Raw genomic sequence first — 18,018 nt, forward strand, 5'->3', positions numbered from 1 at the left:
CCCCCCCCCCCCCCCCCCCCCCCCCCCCCCCCCCCCCCCCCCCCCCCCCCCCCCCCCCCCCCCCCCCGGCTCCTACAGGTTGGGGCGTCATGTGCTCCAAATTCGAGGTGAAATCGCTTCTCGGCCGAGGACGGCCGGGCGCAACAGGCGCCATAAATCAATCAACCAGGCCCGCGCATGCAGCGCTTCACTGGCCAGGCAACGGGCAACCAGCAAGCCCGGCAATTGGGTCAAGTCACCGCGCACCCCATGGGGCAGGGCGCGGCATTGCTCAAGTAATTCGGGGTCGATATCAGCCGTCAGCAGCAGTGTTGCGAACACCGGTTGGCCATCCAGGCCGATGGGCGAGTCGAGCAAACCATCGGCGCCTACAATGCGCTGGCGCTCATGCCAGAGCAACTGGCCGTCGCGGCGGATATCCAGGTGCGATTGAAAGTGGCCGAGGTCGAAGCGCTCGCCACTGGCCGGGCGGCCGAGGGCGACCACGTCCCAGTAAAACAGACGGGCATCGCCTTGCAGCTCAATGCGCGTAGTAAGTTCGGCCTGGGCAGCGCTGAACACGATGGTTTCCTGGGGCAGCCATTCCAGGGTGGCACCGGCTTCCACGGTGAGGTCCAGTTGCTGATAGGCCGGGCCGTTGGCGCGATACCACTTGGCCGCGCCAGGGCTGGTCAACTGCGCCCAGGCCCCCGCGCCGATGCGGGCGCGGATATCCAGGCGGTCACCGCCGGCAATGCCGCCGGGCGGGTGCACGATGATGTGCTGGCACACTTCGGGGCCTTCGGCGTACAGGTGCTTTTGCACGCGCAGCGGCCCAAGGTGGCGACGCATCACTGGGCGCGTGGTATCGCCGAAACGCGCATAGCCGAGTTCCAGCTCGGCGTGCCAACTGGGGGTGAACAGGGCAGGGGTAACGGGCAGGTTCATGGTGTGTGCTTATCGTCAGGACGCTACAGATTAGATCGTTACGAGCCCGCGTACACCCTCGGCTTCCATATTTTCACCCAGGCCCTGCTGCACGATTTCACCGCGGGACATCACCAGGTACTGGTCGGCCAGTTCGGCGGCAAAGTCGTAAAACTGCTCCACCAACAGGATCGCCATGTCGCCACGGGCCGCGAGCTTCTTGATCACCGCGCCGATCTCCTTGATCACCGAGGGCTGGATGCCTTCGGTGGGTTCGTCGAGGATCAGCAGGCGTGGGCGGCTGGCCAGCGCACGGCCGATCGCCAACTGCTGTTGTTGGCCGCCCGACAGGTCGCCGCCACGGCGATGTTTCATCTGCAGCAGCACGGGGAACAGCTCGTAGATAAACGCCGGCACTTCCTTGGCTTCGGAGCCGGGGAAGCGCGCCAGGCCCATCAGCAGGTTTTCTTCCACGGTCAGGCGCCCGAAAATCTCCCGGCCCTGGGGCACGTAGGCGATGCCGGCGTGCACACGCTGGTGCGGCTTGAAGCCGGTGATGGCCTTGCCTTCCCAGGTCACTGCGCCTTCCTTGGAGGGCAGCAGGCCCATCAGGCATTTGAGCAAGGTGGTCTTGCCCACGCCGTTACGCCCGAGCAGGCAGGTGACTTCGCCGACCTTCACGTCAAAGGACAGCCCGCGCAGGATGTGGCTACCGCCGTAATACTGGTGCAGCTTGTCGACTTGCAGCATTCTCAAATTCTCCTCGGTTCCCTGATGGGAACCGGATCAACTGTGAGAGCTGGCTTGCCTGCGATGGCGGTGTGTCAGTCAACATCGTTATCGCAGGCAAGCCAGCTCCCCCATAAAACAGTCCGTGTCTGGGTTAGCGGCCGAGGTAAACCTCGATCACCCGCTCGTTGTCCTGCACCTGTTCCAGCGACCCTTCGGCCAGCACGCTGCCCTGGTGCAGCACGGTGACGTGGTCGGCAATCGAGCCGACAAAGCCCATGTCGTGCTCCACCACCATCAGCGAATGCTTGCCCGCCAGGCGCTTGAACAGGTCGGCGGTGAATTCGGTCTCGGCGTCGGTCATGCCCGCCACCGGTTCGTCCAGCAGCAACAATTGCGGGTCTTGCATCAGCAGCATCCCGATTTCCAGGAACTGCTTCTGGCCGTGGGACAGCAACCCGGCCGGGCGCTGCGCCGAGGCGGTGAGGCGGATGGTGTCGAGCACTTCCTCGATACGGTCTTTCTGCTCACCGCTCAGGCGTGCGCGCAGGCTGGCCCACACCGACTTGTCGGTCTTCTGCGCCAGTTCCAGGTTCTCGAACACACTGAGGGCTTCAAACACAGTGGGCTTCTGGAACTTGCGGCCGATGCCGGCCTGGGCGATCTGCACTTCGCTCAGGCGAGTCAGGTCCAGGTGTTCGCCAAACCAGGCCGTGCCATGGCTGGGCCGGGTCTTGCCGGTGATCACGTCCATCAGCGTGGTCTTGCCTGCGCCGTTGGGGCCGATGATGCAACGCAGCTCACCCACGCCGATGTAGAGGTTCAGGTTGTTGAGCGCCTTGAAGCCGTCGAAGCTGACGCTGATGTCTTCCAGGCTCAGGATGGTGCCGTGGCGTGTGTTCAGGCCCGGACCTGCCGCCTGGCCAATACCGATGGCGTCGCGGCCGGTGCCGGCGTCGAAAATAGGTTCGAGCATGACGTTTCTCACTTCTTCAGCAGCCCGATCACGCCCTTGGGCAGGTACAGGGTGACGATGATGAACAGCGCCCCGAGGAAGAACAGCCAGTATTCCGGGAAGGCCACGGTGAACCAACTCTTCATGCCATTGACCACACCGGCACCGAGCAGCGGGCCGATCAAGGTGCCGCGCCCGCCCAGGGCTACCCACACGGCGGCTTCGATGGAGTTGGTCGGCGACATTTCGCTGGGGTTGATGATGCCCACCTGCGGCACATACAACGCGCCGGCCAAGCCGCACAGCACCGCACTTAATACCCACACGAACAGCTTGAAACCTCGAGGGTCGTAGCCGCAGAACATCAGGCGGTTTTCCGCGTCGCGCAGGGCGGTCAGTACCCGGCCGAACTTGCTGCGGGCCAGGCGCCAGCCGATGAACAGGCTCGCCACCAGAAGCACTACCGTGGCCACGAACAGCACCGCGCGCGTGCCCGGCTCGGTGATGCCAAAGCCGAGGATGCTGCGAAAGTTGGTGAACCCGTTATTGCCGCCAAAACCGGTCTCGTTGCGAAAGAACAGCAGCATGCCGGCGAAGGTCAGGGCCTGGGTCATGATTGAGAAGTACACGCCCTTGATCCGCGAACGAAAGGCGAAGAAGCCGAACACCAGCGCCAGCAGACCCGGCGCCAACACCACCAGGCACATCGCCCAGAGGAAGTGCTCGGTGCCCACCCAGTACCACGGCAATTCGGTCCAGGAGAGGAAGGTCATGAATGCCGGCAACTCATCGCCGGAGGCCTGGCGCATCAGGTACATGCCCATCGCATAACCGCCCAGGGCGAAGAACAGGCCGTGGCCGAGGGACAACATGCCGGCATAGCCCCACACCAGGTCCAGGGCGAGGGCGACGATGGCGTAGCAGAGGATCTTGCCCACCAGCGTCAGGGTGTAGGCCGAGACATGCAGGGCATTCTCCGCGGGTAACAGCGACAACAGCGGCAGTGCCAGCAGCACGGCGAGGATCACCACGCCCACCGTAATCGTCACCTTGGGGCCGGCCTTTTGCGTGGCCGTGAGCATCAATGGCTGGTTCATCAGTCGATCACCCGTCCTTTCAGTGCGAAGAGTCCCTGCGGGCGTTTCTGGATAAACAGAATGATCAGCGCGAGGATCAGGATCTTGCCGAGCACGGCGCCGATCTGCGGTTCCAGAATCTTGTTGGCGATGCCCAGCCCGAAGGCGGCCATGACGCTACCCGCCAACTGCCCGACACCACCGAGTACCACCACAAGGAAGGAGTCGATGATGTAGCTCTGGCCCAGGTCCGGGCCGACGTTGCCGATCTGGCTCAGCGCCACGCCGCCCAAGCCCGCGATACCGGAACCCAGGCCGAACGCGAGCATGTCCACGCGGCCAGTGGGTACGCCGCAGCAGGCGGCCATGTTGCGGTTCTGGGTCACGGCCCGCACGTTCAGGCCCAGGCGCGTCTTGTTCAGCAGCAGCCAGGTCAGCACCACCACGCACAGCGCAAAAGCGATGATTACGATGCGGTTGTACGGCAACACCAGGTTGGGCAGCACCTGGATGCCACCGGACAGCCATTCGGGGTTGGACACTTCGACGTTCTGCGCGCCGAACACCAGGCGCACCAACTGGATCAGCATCAGGCTGATGCCCCAGGTGGCCAGCAGGGTTTCCAACGGCCGGCCATACAGGTGGCGAATCACCGTGCGTTCCAACGCCATGCCGATGGCCGCGGTGACAAAAAACGCCACCGGCAACGCGATCAGTGGGTAGAACTCGATGGCGCCAGGCACATAGCGCTGCATCAGCAACTGCACCACATACGTGGAGTAGGCGCCGAGCATCAGCATTTCCCCATGGGCCATGTTGATCACGCCGAGCAGGCCGAAGGTGATCGCCAGGCCCAGGGCGGCCAGTAGCAGGATCGAACCCAGGGACATGCCGCTGAAGGCCTGGCCGAGAATTTCACCCAACATCAGTTTGCGTTTGACCTGCGCCAGGCTGGTCTCGGCGGCGGTGTGCACGGCGGCATCGGTTTCGACACCGGGGGCGAGCAGCGCTTCAAGCCGCGTGCGCGCCAGCGGGTCGCCGGTGCTGCCGAGCAGACGCACGGCGGCGAGACGCACCACGGGGTCAGGGTCGACCAGTTGCAGGTTGGCCAGGGCGAGGCTGAGGGCGGTGTGCACATCCTCGTCTGTCTCGGCGGCGACCTGCTGGTCGAGGAATTTGAGCTGCGCAGGCTGTGCGCTTTTTTGCAGGGTTACCGCGGCGGCCAGGCGCACCTTGGGGTCGGCGGCGAGCAGTTGCTGGCTGGCTTGTACGTTGTCGATCAGGCTGCGCAGGCGGTTGTTCAGGCGCACGGTTTTGGTTTCACCGTTGACCGTGAGTAGGCCTTGTTGCAGGGCGTCCACCAACTCGATACGCGCAGGATCCGGCTGGGCGGCCCAGTCCTGGAGCAGCTTGGCTTGTTGGGCTGGGTTGGCGGCGAGGAAGTCGTCGGCGTCGCTGGCATGTGCTGCGAAGGGCAGCACAAGCAGGGCCGTGAGGATGAAGCGGTACAGGGCAGTGGGCATAACAAAGTGTCCTGATCATGCACGGACTTTGTAGGAGCTGGCTTGCCGGCGATGGCGGTCTGTCAGGTTGACCGCATCAAGCTGATCGCCGGCAAGCCGGCTCCTACAGGAGTTGTGTTTCTAGGCTTAGTTGCTCTTGACGGCGTAATCCGGCTTCTTGTCATTGCCCGGGATGTACGGGCTCCACGGCTGGGCGCGGATCGGCTTGTCGGTCTGCCACACCACCGAGAACTGCCCGTCAGCCTGGATCTCGCCGATCATCACCGGCTTGTGCAGGTGGTGGTTGGTCTTGTCCATGGTCAGGGTGAAGCCGGAGGGCGCGGCGAAGGTCTGGCCGGCCAGGGCTTCACGCACTTTGTCGACGTCGGTGGACTTGGCTTTCTCCGCCGCCTGCGCCCACATATGGATGCCCACGTAGGTGGCTTCCATCGGGTCGTTGGTCACGGCCTTGTCTGCGCCCGGCAGGTTGTGGGCCTTGGCATAGGCCTTCCAGTCGGCGACGAATTTTTTGTTCACCGGGTTCTCCACCGACTGGAAGTAGTTCCAGGCGGCGAGGTTGCCCACCAGCGGCTTGGTGTCGATGCCGCGCAGTTCTTCTTCGCCCACCGAGAACGCCACCACGGGTACGTCGGTGGCCTTCAGGCCTTGGTTGGCCAGCTCTTTGTAGAACGGCACGTTGGAGTCGCCGTTCACGGTGGAGATCACCGCCGTCTTGCCGCCGGCCGAGAACTTCTTGATGTTGGCGACGATGGTCTGGTAATCGGCGTGGCCGAACGGGGTATAGACCTCTTCGATGTCTTTGTCCGCGACGCCTTTGGAGTGCAGGAACGAACGCAAAATCTTGTTGGTGGTGCGCGGGTACACGTAGTCGGTGCCCAGCAGGAAGAAGCGCTTGGCGCCGCCGCCTTCCTCGCTCATCAGGTATTCCACGGCGGGGATGGCTTGCTGGTTCGGCGCGGCGCCGGTGTAGAACACGTTCGGCGACATCTCTTCGCCTTCGTACTGCACCGGGTAGAACAGCAGGCCGTTGAGTTCTTCAAACACTGGCAACACGGACTTGCGCGACACCGAGGTCCAGCAGCCGAACACCACGGCCACCTTGTCCTGGGTCAGCAACTGCCGGCCTTTCTCGGCGAACAGCGGCCAGTTGGACGCCGGGTCCACGACCACCGGTTCGAGCATCTTGCCGTTCACGCCACCCTTGGCGTTGATCTCGTCAATGGTCATCAGCGCCATGTCTTTGAGCGAGGTTTCGGAGATGGCCATGGTGCCGGACAACGAGTGCAGGATGCCGACCTTGATGGTCTCGGCGGCCTGCACGGTCCAGGTCATGCCCATGGCGGCAATGGATGCCGAAAGAGTGAAAGCCTTGATCAAGCTGCGACGCTTCATGGTGCGATCTCCGAGAACCCAAGTGGTGTTGTTGGACAGATGGGAGGGCGATTGCAAGGGCTGTGCCTGCTTTGCCGAGGGCCGCGTTCAAGGGGGATCAGGCCGTGCAATCCGCGGACGACGCACTGAATAAGCGCCGGTTCGGCGGAGCGCAAAGGGCGGGGCACTGTCTTGGTGCGAGGGGCGGTTAACTATGTAGCGCCCTCAGAATCAGGGGGTGTTCAGGATGATGGAACATCCAAACTTGTTACTAGGAGTCATCATGGACGATCAACCCCTGCGCGAAAAACGCGCAACCCCGGCGCGCGGTCACGCCAAACTCGGCACGCTGAGTCCTGCCTTTAAAAGCGCGGATGAAGTGGCGCGCTACCTCCATGGCCGGGTAGGCCTGAATCTGCAGGTGGAGTACGGCAGTGTGATTCTGCGGCGTTCGGCCGATGGCCTTTTCGTCGGCACTGAGCCGATTTCGGACCGGCCGACCGTGTTCAATTTCAATCTTTTGCTCGACGACAATGCCGGCAACACAGCCTATCTTGAGCCGGAGGGTTATCAGATCGTTGCCAGCTGGCATACGCACCCCAATAGCGCCGCGCAGACTGCCCGCCGTAATCCCAAATGGACCGCGCACCAGGTCACGGCTTTCCTGGATTTTTATTCTTCAGAAGACGTGCTGTTCAATTATCAGAACCGCCGTCAGTTCAACACCGCTTACCTGTCAGGCCCTGCCGGTACGCTGATCGCGTTTCAGTTCGATGAGTCGCCTGCGGCCGCTAACTATTACCGATGGCTGGCGACCAATGGCAGCTTCGACTCCCCGGATGCCCACGATGGAACGCTGGAGGGTTTTTACAAGAAGCTGGCGTCGGTTGGGCGCCTGACCTTTTTGCTCAGCAGCCCTTATTGGGGCGGCTCCGTGGGCCAGGTTCCGGCTGATTGGGAACCGTACAAACCATGGCCGGTGTTCCCGGACGTTCTGCGTGCGCTGTCGCGGGCCGCGTCGCAGATCCAGCGCAAACCCAACGTGCGCCAGCAGGTATTGATTTTGGAGGCCGATACAGAGGCGGCCTATGTCGCGCGTGATCCCGACCCGCTCGACGATGCGGTGAAAGACTTGCCCAGGTTTCCCGTTGGCTATCACCTATACGGTATTTACGTTCACTCTCGGCCACTGCCTGTTCAATATCCCACGCTGGAAAACTGGCTGTATAAAAACTTCATCAGCCCGCTGGAACTTGCTCAGCACATCGTGCGGTTTCGTCAGTATGGCCAGGGGCCGCAATCCACCCTGGGCGCGTCGTTGTATATCCGCCTGCGGGACGAGGCGGTCTTGCGCTATCGCTTTTCCGGTTCATCGCTTGAGTCCCAGCTGTTTAAGCAGGCACAGGATGGCCAGGTGACCGACAACGGCCAGCAAGCCGCGCTGCTCGACGGTTCGATGCTGGCGCGCGATTTTGTGCGGCAGGTCGCTGCTGCGGGCGAGCTGACGGTCGAAAAGACCAGCGCACTGTGGGACCGCAGCGGCGTGGTCAATGAGCATTGGTTGCCCTATTCCCGGTTTGCCCTGCCGTCGTTGAGCAGTGCGTATTTGTCAGCCGACGACGCGGCGCGCTTTGTTCACGGGAATATCGGTGGGCGCCGCGAGCAGATACTCGGCGGGGTGATCCTCAAACGTGCCGACGGACGTTTTGTCGTGACCGAGCCGGTCCCCACCGGGCCTCGGCCCTTTGCTTTCAACGGGCTCTATCCGGTTGATCGCCAGGGCATCCCGATTATCCTGCACCCCGGGCACAGCCTGCATGCGCGCTATGCCTCACGGGAGGCGCTTTCGATCACTGACCCGGCCTACGTTGCCCGGCTCAAATGGACCCGGCAGGAGGCGGAGCTGAGTGCGCAAATGTTTCATCCGCAGGATGTGGAAGATCTGTTGCGCTCGGGACTCGTGGGTTATTTGTCGGGCGCCGAGGATAGCCTTGTCGCGTGCGACCTGTCTTTCACACATTCAGACTGGCGCATGCAGTGGATGAGCGCGTCCGACAATGGCACGAGTGTGATAGCAAAAAAACTCACTGACGGTACGATCAAACCCGCCGATGTCGTCAGGACGCTGGCCGAATCGGGCAAGTTAAGAGTGGTCATCGGCAACGCCTTGTGGGGGCCTGCCGACTTTGTCGAGTTGGACTGGGGCCCCAGGGCGCGTGCGCTTGAGTTCCAGCGACCGGCGATGGTCAGTCATGGAGCCATTTTCAAACGTGCTGACGACGCCGCCAGCGACCTGCATCGACGCGACCCGTTGGACCATGCACAGCATTTTGTCGGCCGCTACTTCGCGTTCATTCTCAAGCACGAAAGCCGGGAGGAATATGTCGCCAGCGAGTTGATTCCGGTGACGGTGAAGTCCCCGCTGTTGTCCCTTGCCAGCCTGTATGGCGACCAGTTGCCGGATGGCTTCGGTTGTTACAGCCTGTATTACGCCAACCAGTTTGTCGGCAATGGTTCGGCCACCTGGTTGAAGCAGGTGTTTATCGAACCTGAGGATTTGAGTGCGGCAATTGCCCAGGCAAGGGCCGAAACCCTTCAGCCGCCACGCGGTGCTCCGGTGTACATCGCGCCACCGGAAGGCGCCCTATTGTGTTACCAGTCGCCGTCCACTAAAGGAATGTTTGAGCGAAGCAGCGAGGCAGATGCGCTCGACAGCATACAAGCCAAGCTGAACATCGGCACATTGCTGCCGCTCCAGTTCGTTCGCCGGGTGGCGTCTACCGGTCATTTACGAGTGGTTCAGACCAGCCACTGCTGGGGACTCACAGGCGACATAGGGGGGCTGTGGGTACCCTATGAAAACCTGCAGCGGGGTCGCCTCAGCCCAGTGTTCCCGTCTGTGGATGATGCTGCGCAGTACATCCGTCGCCGCGTCACGCCTGACCTTGAGCAATCCTATGGCGGTGTTATTTTGCGCAGGGATGACGGTGGTTTCATCGCCAGCGAACCTGTGCGCGTGCCGGATGAAGTCTTCGATATCAAACGGATCTTCCCTGATGAAATGGTGACGCGTGGGCTTTATCCACAGCGCACGACGGTGGTAGCCACCTACCACTCCAGGCCTGCGATGCAGTGGCCATTTTTGCTGTCACCGGCTCAATCGGCGGTGTACGGAAACATGTTTTCCACACGCCTGTTGGCTCAGGCGCTCTCCGTTGAACATTTACGTTACCTCCACTACCTTTTGGCGCCCGACGGCGCATTGGTGCGGCTGAAGGCGCGCCCGGATTTGACGCGCCCGCAGATCTCAGCCACCGAGCTCATCATGCGGCCGAGCAATCGTCGTGACTGGCTCAACGGGACGCTTGAGCGCCAGATTCGCGAAGGTGAGTTGGCACCCGAGGAGTACGTGAGGCGTGTAAGCAACACCTTTGAATTGCACGTGATCGCTGGCAGTACGATGTGGGGCGCACCTGGACCGGTTGCGGGGTGGGGGCCGTTTGCCAAGCGCACACTGGGCGGCCGACGCTACCTTCAAGCCACTGTCGACCCGGCGTTCAGCGCGCTGCATGCCCAGGCAGATGACGCCGCGCGTTATGCCCATGAGCTGGCGGGCTCAAGAGAGGTGGCTCAGTTTGGCTACGTGCTGCAGTCGACCGCTAACGGGCACTTTGTGGCGACGTTGCCAGTGGCCGAAGAGGGTTCGGAGTTGGCGCACCGGCGGATATTTGCGGATGACGGTTACCCCTATCGTTATCAAATGGCGGGTATGTATGTGTGTGGTCTGCAATGGGGGGACATTCAGCCTGGCGGCCAGATAGTGACCCAGGATTCCATTTATCGCGGGTTGATCCTTCCCTCCCGTGTGATACAGGCGATGTATCAGGTGCATGCCACGGCGGGCCGTGCGGCGATGCCGCTTTATCTGTCGTGTGCCGATGGCGCCTTGCTGAAGTTCATTGTGAGCAATGACCGCTTTATCGATTATAGGGATGACTACCGATTAAAGCGGCTTGAGCTCAGCCCCCGCGATTACATCCGGCGTATGGCGGCCGCTGGCGAGTTGAGCATTCTGGTGCCCAGCGATCATTGGCCGGGCATTGGCGTGGTGGATACGCAGTGGCAGCCGGGGCGCTCTCGCGGCGCTTTATCGACAGGGCATAACCAATGGGCACTGGGGCCCGTGTTCGCGCATCGCGATGATGCTGCGGGATTCGTCCATGACCGGGCGGGCGTGTTTACAGGCCAACAGTCGATCAGTGCGTTGCTTGAAAAAGGCGCGGACAACAGGCATGTGCCAGTCCTGGCATTTACCGACGACGGTTTCCCATCGCGTGCCGCCGCGCATTTGTTTACAGGCGAATCGAAGCAGTGGCCGACGGGCTATCAGGTCAGCGCAGCCTACCCGTTGTTTCACGCAGGGTTGGACCAGGTGCAAAACGGTGTTGAACGTTCGTATGCGGAATATTTCGTGTCATGGCGCGAGTTAGGGTTTTACCTGTACGAGCTGAAAAAACGGAAACTTCCCATTACTGGTTTTTACCTGACAGCGCGGGATGGCGCCTTGTTGAGCTACACCCCGACCTTTGGCCAGGACGAGGCCAACCTGTTGACGGGCAGCGGCAGGTGGACCGCCGAGGGGGGGTATACACGCTTCGCCCCGACGCCTTCGCATGTTCTCTCTGAGCTGGCGCGACTCGGTCAGTTCCGGGTATTGCGCCACGGTGCGTTCTGGACGATCCGAACGCTGGTGAACAGCGACCTGAAACTGCCAGGTAATACGATTTACCGGCCGGACAGGGATGAGCTGTGACCTATTCGTTCTAGCGCTTGCGCATCAACCCGATAAAAAACAGCCCGCCAATCGCCGCCGTCGCCACGCCAATCGGCAAATCTTCGGGGGCGATCAGGGTGCGGGCGGCCACGTCCACCCACACCAGAAACAGGCTGCCGAGCAGCGCACACACCGGCAGTAGGCGGCGATGCTCGGCGCCCACCAGGCGCCGGGCAATGTGCGGCACCATCAGCCCGACAAAGCCGATGGAACCGCTGATGGACACCAGCACGCCGGTCATCAATGAGGCCACCAGGAACACTTTCAGGCGCACATTGCGGGCGTTGAGGCCAAGCGTCACGGCGGTCTGTTCGCCGGCCATCAGCGCATTCAACGGCCGGGCCATGCCCACCAGCACCAGCAAGCCCAGCAGCACGGTGGCGCTGGGAATAGCCAGCAGTTCCCAGCGGGCCAGACCGAGGCCGCCGAGCATCCAGAACATCACCGCCGACGCAGCGCGATGGTCGCCCATGAACAGCAGCAGATTGGCCGCCGCCATCATCACGAACGACACCGCCACACCACACAGCAACAGGCGATCGCTTTCCAGGCGCCCATTGCGACTGGCCACCGCCAGCACCACCAGCATGCTCAGCAGCGCACCGATAAACGCGGCGATAGGCAAGGTCAGCAGCCCGACGATCTCGCCCACGTGCAGCACCACGATCACCGCGCCGAGGGTGGCGCCGGAGGTGACTCCCAGCAGGTGCGGGTCAGCCAATGGGTTGCGCGTGACCGCCTGCAACACGGCGCCGATCAACGCTAGCCCCGCACCGACCAAAGCGCCAAGCAGCATGCGCGGTACACGGATCAACCAGACAATATGTTCCTGCCCGGACGACCAACTCGCCTCACCCACGCCAAAGGCCTTGAACAGCACGATGCGCCACACCACCTCCACCGGCACCCGCGCCGGGCCGAAGCCCAGGGAGATCACGCAAGAGACCAGCAGCACCGCCGCGAGGGTGGCGAGTAAAAAGGCGTAGCGACGGGTGATCATTCGCCGTGGAACCCCTTGGCCAGGGTTTCGACCGCCAGCACGTTGTCGATGCCTGGCGTGGCCTGCACGTAGGGGATCACGATAAACCGCTGGTTCCTGATCGCGTCCACGGCTTGCAGTGCCGGGTTATTCAGCAGGAATTGCTCCTTTTGCTCGGCGGTGATTTCGCTGTAGTCGACGATCACGATCACCTGCGGGTTGCGCTCCACCACGGTCTCCCAGTTGACCCGGGTCCAGCTGGCATCCACATCATCGAGAATATTGCGCCCACCCGCCGCATCGATCAGCGCTTGTGGCATGCCGAGACGGCCGGAGGTCATGGCGCGGTCTTCGCCGCTGTCATACAGGAATACGCGGGGCTTGTCGGCAGGCAGGTCGCTTTGCACGTTGGCCACTTGCGCCTGCATCTGTGCGATCAGCGCGTTGGCGCGGTCTTGCACGTCGAAGATCTTGCCCAGGTTGCGCAGGTCGTTATAGGTGTCGTCCAGCGTGGCGGCCGGGCGCTTCATCACGAACGCGCAAGACTCGGTCAGCTCGTACACGTTGATGCCCAGCGGTTGCAGGGTACTGGGTGTGAGGTCACCGCCCACGCGCATGCCGTAATCCCAGCCGGCGAAGAAGAAGTCCACGTTGGCATTGAGCAGGGTTTCCACCGACGGGTACTTGCTGGCCAGCTCCGGCAGGCCGTCGAGGATCTCGGCCATTTCGGGGGTGACCGACTTCCAGCCGGTCACACCGCTGTAGCCGGCCATGTGCGACTTTAGGCCCAGGGCGAGCATCATCTGGGTCATGTTGATGTCGTGGCTCACCGCGTGTTTCGGCGCTTCCTGGAAGGTCACGTCGCGGTTGCAACTCTTGATGGTTACCGGGTAATGGGTGGCTTCGGCGAACGCTTGAGAGGTTCCGAGCAGCAGGGCGAAGGCGATGAGGGCGCGAGGGATCATGATTGGGTAATCCAGGTGATTCGGGGGTAGCCGGACAAAGGATGGGTGTCGATCAGTGCCTCGACGCCAAACACGTCGCGCAGCAGTTCGACGGTCAGCACTTCATGGGGCGTGCCGCTGGCGACGATGCGCCCGTGGTTGATGACGTACAGGCGGTCGCAAAAGGCGGCGGCGAGGTTCAGGTCGTGGATGCTGGCGAGCGTGCCGATGTTCAGGCGCTTGACCAACCGCAGCAACTCAAGCTGATAGCGTGGGTCAAGGTGGTTGGTCGGCTCGTCGAGGATCAGCAGTTGCGGCTGTTGGGCCAGGGCGCGGGCCAGGATCACGCGTTGTTTTTCACCGCCCGAGAGGGTCGCAAAGGCATGGTCTTCGAAGCCCAGCATGCCGACGGATTCCAGCGCTTGTTGGATCAGCTGTTGATCCTGCAGCGTGTCACTGTCGAACAGGCCTTTGTGTGGCGTGCGGCCCATGGCAACCACCTCGTCCACCCGTAGGCCGAAGGCATCGGGGAATTCCTGCAGCACCACGGCGATGCGTTGCGCGCACCATTTGGCGCTGTGTTTCCACACGTTCTGGTGGGCGAGCGACACGTCACCCTGATCCGGCCGGGTGAACCGATAAGCGCAGCGCAGGAGGCTGGTCTTGCCGCTGCCATTGGGCCCGATCAGCCCGACGAACTCACCTTCACCGACCTGCAGGCTGGCGTCGCACAAGTGGAACTGGTGCTGGCAGTGGCCGTGAACCTGAGGTGTCCAGGTGAGACGGGTGAGGGTGAGTGAAGTCATCAGTGCGCTCGAGTTAAACACCGTTCAAAAATGTGGGAGCTGGCTTGCCTGCGATAGCGGTGTGTCAGTCAAGACACTTTCGCCAAAAAGACCGCCATCGCAGGCAAGCCAGCTCCCACATGGGGTGTGTGTTTTGGTCCGTTAGAAGGTGTAATCCGCCGTGACGAAGAAGGAGCGCGGCTCGCCCAGGATCCACTGCTGGCCTTCGTTGTACTGGCTGACGGCGTAGGTGCGGTTGAACAGGTTGTTCAATTGCAGGCCCAGGGTGGTATTGCGCATTGCCTTCCACGACACCGTGGCGTCGACCACGGTGTAGCTCGGTATTTCACTGGTGTTGGCGGTGTCGGCGAAGCGCGAATCCACGTAGCGCACGCCTGCGCCGGCGCGCACGTCGTCGGTCACGGCCTTGCTCAGCCACAGGTTGGCGGTGCGCCGTGGCACGTCGGTGGGGCGGTTACCGTTACGCGATACTGACTGGCCGTCGACCACCTCGGAGAAGTCATCGTATTGCGCGCGCACGATGGCCGCGTTGGCTTGCAGTTGCCAGGCGTTCGGCAGTTGCAGGTCGAGGCTGGCCTCCAGGCCGTTGGACGATTGCTGGCCGACCTGTTCCTTGAGGTTTGTGCCGGGGATGCTCACTAGCAGTTTTTTCTTCACGATGTGGTAGGCCGCCAGGGTCCATTCGCCACGTTGATCCCAGAAGGATTGCTTGAGGCCGACCTCGGCCTGCTTGGCGGTGGACAGGCCGAATTGCTGCTGGCTCGGGCTCAGGGTAATCAGGCTGCCGACGCCGTCGGTGCTGGTGGCGTACTGGCCGTAGACCGAGGTGTCCGGGGTGAGCGCATAGACCAGGCCGGCCTTCCAGTTGTTGCCGGTGAGGGTCTTGTTGGCGTCGTTGTGGTCTTGTGTCAGGTCTTGATTGTCGATGTGCAGATAGTCACGGCGCACACCGGTGATCAGCGACAGCTTGTCGGTGAGTTGCAGGCGGTTTTCGGCAAAGCCCGCCAGCTGTTTGGTGGTGCTGACCGACTGCGGGATGAACGGGTCGGCGCTTTCGAAAGGCTGCGGTATCGGGTGGTTGATGTCCACCGGCTGGCCGCTTGCGGACGCGTCCTCGAATGGCGCGTTGCTCGCCAGGCGGAAGCGAATGCGGTTGTATTCGGCACCGACCACCGTCTGGCTGTCGAGGCCGAACAGGGTGTGCTTGAAGGTGAAGGTCTGGCGGTCGCCGACCTGTTCCTGGTTGTGCTTGATGCCCAGGTAGCTCTGACGTACCAGGCCGCCGTCGACGTAGTTGTAGCTCTCGGCGTTCTGCCAGCGACGCTGGTTTTTCAGGTACGACAGTTCGTTAGTAGCGGTGACGTTATCGTTGATCTGCCACTCGCTGGTCAGGCGTGTCCACTGGTCGTTGTAGTGCTGGATGGCATTGCTGACGTTGTAGTTCTTGTCACGCAGGCCTTTGTGCAACTGGCCGTTGATCAGCGGCGTGCCGTAGTCGTTCTGCGGGGTCTGGTCGCCGTAGTCGTGGGCCAGGGTGAAGCTCAGGTCGTCGGCCGGTTGCCAGCGCAGCGCACCGCTGACGAAGTCGCTGGACGAGTCGCCACGGTCGATGAAACCGTTGCTGCGCAGGCGGTTGACGTTCAGGCGATAGCTCAGGGTATCGGTCAGCGAGCCGCCGCTGTCGAGGGCCTGTTGTTGGCGATCGTAGGAGCCGTAGCCGAGGCGGACATGGTTTTCGATCTCGCCTTCAAACGGCTTTTTCGCGAGGGTATTGATCACCGCACCGGTGGCGCCCTGGCCATACATCACCGACGCCGGGCCGCGTAGCACGTCCACCCGCTCAACCGACCAGGTGTCCACCGGGAAGGTGGATGTGCCGGCGCCGTCGAACATGCGCTGGCCGTCGTACAGCTGCAACACCGAGCTTTGCCCGGTAAAACCGCGAGCCTGCAATGAAGTGCCGCCGTCGCCCGGCGTGCCGGTGCGGGTGATACCGGTGGCGCGGGAGATGGCGTCCTGCACGCTGGCATCGCCGCGTTCGCGGATCTTTTCACCTGTCTGGCTTTCAACGCTGCCCGGGGTTTGCCGCGCCGTGAGGTTCAGGCGTGAACCGGCGGTGGTCGGGGTGTCCAGGTCGATGCGTTCTTCATCGACGGCCGGCGCGGTGATGGGGCTGACGGGCAGGGTCAGGGCCTGGGCGCTGTTGTGCAGGGCGAGCAGGCACACGCCGGACGCAAGGTACTTGTTCATCGGTCGATCAGTCTTCTTGGAGGGATGCTCGCCGCAGGGGGCGGCGAGCAACGATAACGCAGAAAGTGTTATAAGTTAACACTTATTGGCTGCGGGACAAAAGTCGCGCAAGGCTACAGAAGGCCTCTGCCATGGGCATCTCGCCGGGTTCATGCAGAACCTGAGGCAGATTCATGTTGGCCAAAGAAGCGTGACAGCACCAGGCGATCCAGTGCCCACACCACGATCAATGAGGCGCCCACCAGCGGGAAAACAATCGCCAGCGCCAGCATGATCACCATCGCGGTTTTCCACTTTGGAAGGTCATGGCGCAGCGGTGGAACACCCAACCCGCCGACCGGGCGGCGCTTCCACCAGATCACCACACCGCTGACCGCGCTGAGCAGAATCATCAGGCAAATCAGCAGCACGATCAGCTGATTGACCCAGCCGAACATCTTGCCTTCGTGCAGCATCACGCCGGTCTCCGTTGCGCGGGCGACCGTGTTGTAGTGCTCCCAGCGCACATCGGCCAACACCTTGCCGGTGTACTGATCTACGTGCAGGGTGGCGTCGTTGCGCGGGTCGTTGGCGAACACCGCGACGGTGAACACGCCGGTGGCGGTGGTCGGGAAGGTGATGCTGTAGCCCGGCTCGACTTTGCGTGCGTTGGCCAGGTCGACCACCTGTTGCAGGCGCACGGTCGGCGCGGCCGGACCTGAGTGCATGGCGCCGTGGTTCATGTGTTCGGCGTGGTCGCCGGACATCGGCATCGGCGTGTTCTCCATGGCCCACGGCACGGTCTGTTGGCTGGCGGTATTGAGGGTACGCGCCTGTTGGTCGGATTGCGGCACGTTGTTCCACATGGCGGCCGGGAAGGTGTTCCACAGGTCGGCGTATTGCTTGCCCCAGAAGCCGGTCCAGGTCATGCCGCTAAGCAGCATCACCAGCAGGAAGGCGGCGCCCCAGAAGCCGGCGACGGCGTGCAGGTCACGCCAGAACACGCGGCCGCGGCTATTGAAACGAGGCCACAGCACGCCTGCCGAAGACTTGCCGCGCGGCCACCACAGGTACACGCCCGACACCACCAGCATCACGCCCCAGCCGGCGGCCAGCTCCACCAGGCGATCGCCGACGGTGCCGATCATCAACTCGCCGTGCAGGGCGCGGGCGATGGCTTGCAGGTTGTATTTCGAGTCCTGCTCGCCGAGTACCGTGCCGCGATAGGGGTCGAGGAACACCGTCACTTCGCGGCCTTGGTTGTGCATCACGAACTGCGCGCTGGCGGTGGCGTCGGCCGGTGGCAGGTATTTGCTGATGGCGGCATTGGGGTAGGCCGCTTTGGCGCGTGCCAGTTGCTCGTCGGCGGTCAGGGCGTGCTCGGCGGCTTGGACCTTGAGCAGGTCGCCGTACATCAGCGGATCGAGCTGGGGTTTGAACAGGTAGATGATGCCGGTCAGGGCCAGCAGCACCATGAAGGGGGCAACGAACAGCCCGGCGTAGAAATGCCAGCGCCAGGCCAGGTTGTAGAAGGAAACTTTTTGAGTGCTCATCAGGGGGCTCCGCAAAGGCTTGTTATTTATCCGGTTGTAAACGCCGAACCTGTAGGAGCCGGGGGGGGGGGGGGGGGGGGGGGGGGGGGGGGGGGGGGGGGGGGGGGGGGGGG

At 62.6% G+C, this 18,018-nt stretch carries 12 protein-coding genes; 1 reads left to right on the forward strand and 11 read right to left on the reverse strand.

Going from position 1 to position 18,018, the window contains the following annotated elements; all coding sequences use genetic code 11:
• Positions 1-87: 87 nt before the first annotated feature.
• The 6 genes from AC07SU_RS29610 to urtA all read right to left on the reverse strand — a co-directional run bounded on the left by AC07SU_RS29610 (position 88) and on the right by urtA (position 6,581).
• A complete protein-coding gene (locus tag AC07SU_RS29610) occupies positions 88-927 on the reverse strand; it encodes an urease accessory protein UreD (RefSeq protein ID WP_494999108.1) in 840 nt (279 codons plus the stop codon).
• Positions 928-957: 30 nt separating this feature from the next.
• Complete coding sequence (gene urtE / locus AC07SU_RS29615; protein WP_176997078.1) at positions 958-1,656, reverse strand: urea ABC transporter ATP-binding subunit UrtE; 699 nt, start codon at positions 1,654-1,656, stop codon at positions 958-960.
• Positions 1,657-1,789: 133 nt separating this feature from the next.
• A complete protein-coding gene (gene urtD / locus AC07SU_RS29620) occupies positions 1,790-2,611 on the reverse strand; it encodes an urea ABC transporter ATP-binding protein UrtD (RefSeq protein ID WP_176997077.1) in 822 nt (273 codons plus the stop codon).
• An 8-nt stretch (positions 2,612-2,619) separates the two neighbouring features.
• Entirely contained in the window at positions 2,620-3,687 is a 1,068-nt protein-coding gene (gene urtC / locus AC07SU_RS29625; RefSeq protein ID WP_494999109.1) for an urea ABC transporter permease subunit UrtC, read from the reverse strand.
• Positions 3,687-5,189 (reverse strand): urea ABC transporter permease subunit UrtB, encoded by a 1,503-nt coding sequence (gene urtB / locus AC07SU_RS29630; RefSeq protein WP_494999110.1) that lies wholly within the window; start codon positions 5,187-5,189, stop codon positions 3,687-3,689. Before urtB ends, urtC begins: the two co-directional genes overlap by 1 nt.
• Before the next feature lie 126 nt (positions 5,190-5,315).
• Positions 5,316-6,581, reverse strand: a complete 1,266-nt coding sequence (gene urtA, locus AC07SU_RS29635; RefSeq protein WP_176997074.1) for an urea ABC transporter substrate-binding protein — start codon at positions 6,579-6,581, stop codon at positions 5,316-5,318.
• 262 nt (positions 6,582-6,843) lie between these two features.
• Between urtA and AC07SU_RS29640 the strand changes: the two genes are divergently transcribed.
• Positions 6,844-11,373, forward strand: coding sequence for a DUF4329 domain-containing protein (locus AC07SU_RS29640; RefSeq protein WP_494999111.1), 4,530 nt, complete (start codon positions 6,844-6,846; stop codon positions 11,371-11,373).
• 10 nt (positions 11,374-11,383) lie between these two features.
• On the opposite strand, the gene AC07SU_RS29645 is transcribed toward AC07SU_RS29640, so the two are convergent.
• The 5 genes from AC07SU_RS29645 to AC07SU_RS29665 form a co-directional block, all read right to left on the reverse strand.
• A complete protein-coding gene (locus tag AC07SU_RS29645; RefSeq protein WP_494999112.1) occupies positions 11,384-12,394 on the reverse strand; it encodes a FecCD family ABC transporter permease in 1,011 nt (336 codons plus the stop codon).
• Positions 12,391-13,338 (reverse strand): ABC transporter substrate-binding protein, encoded by a 948-nt coding sequence (locus AC07SU_RS29650; RefSeq protein WP_176997071.1) that lies wholly within the window; start codon positions 13,336-13,338, stop codon positions 12,391-12,393. The genes AC07SU_RS29645 and AC07SU_RS29650 overlap by 4 nt, the downstream gene beginning before the upstream one ends.
• A complete protein-coding gene (locus AC07SU_RS29655; RefSeq protein ID WP_494999113.1) occupies positions 13,335-14,123 on the reverse strand; it encodes an ABC transporter ATP-binding protein in 789 nt (262 codons plus the stop codon). Before AC07SU_RS29655 ends, AC07SU_RS29650 begins: the two co-directional genes overlap by 4 nt.
• Positions 14,124-14,264: 141 nt before the next feature.
• Entirely contained in the window at positions 14,265-16,373 is a 2,109-nt protein-coding gene (locus AC07SU_RS29660) for a TonB-dependent receptor (protein WP_494999114.1), read from the reverse strand.
• Positions 16,374-16,522: 149 nt separating this feature from the next.
• Positions 16,523-17,905 (reverse strand): PepSY-associated TM helix domain-containing protein, encoded by a 1,383-nt coding sequence (locus AC07SU_RS29665; RefSeq protein ID WP_494999115.1) that lies wholly within the window; start codon positions 17,903-17,905, stop codon positions 16,523-16,525.
• Positions 17,906-18,018 lie beyond the last annotated feature (113 nt).

The organism is Pseudomonas sp. GW821-FHT05H12, from assembly GCF_059419385.1.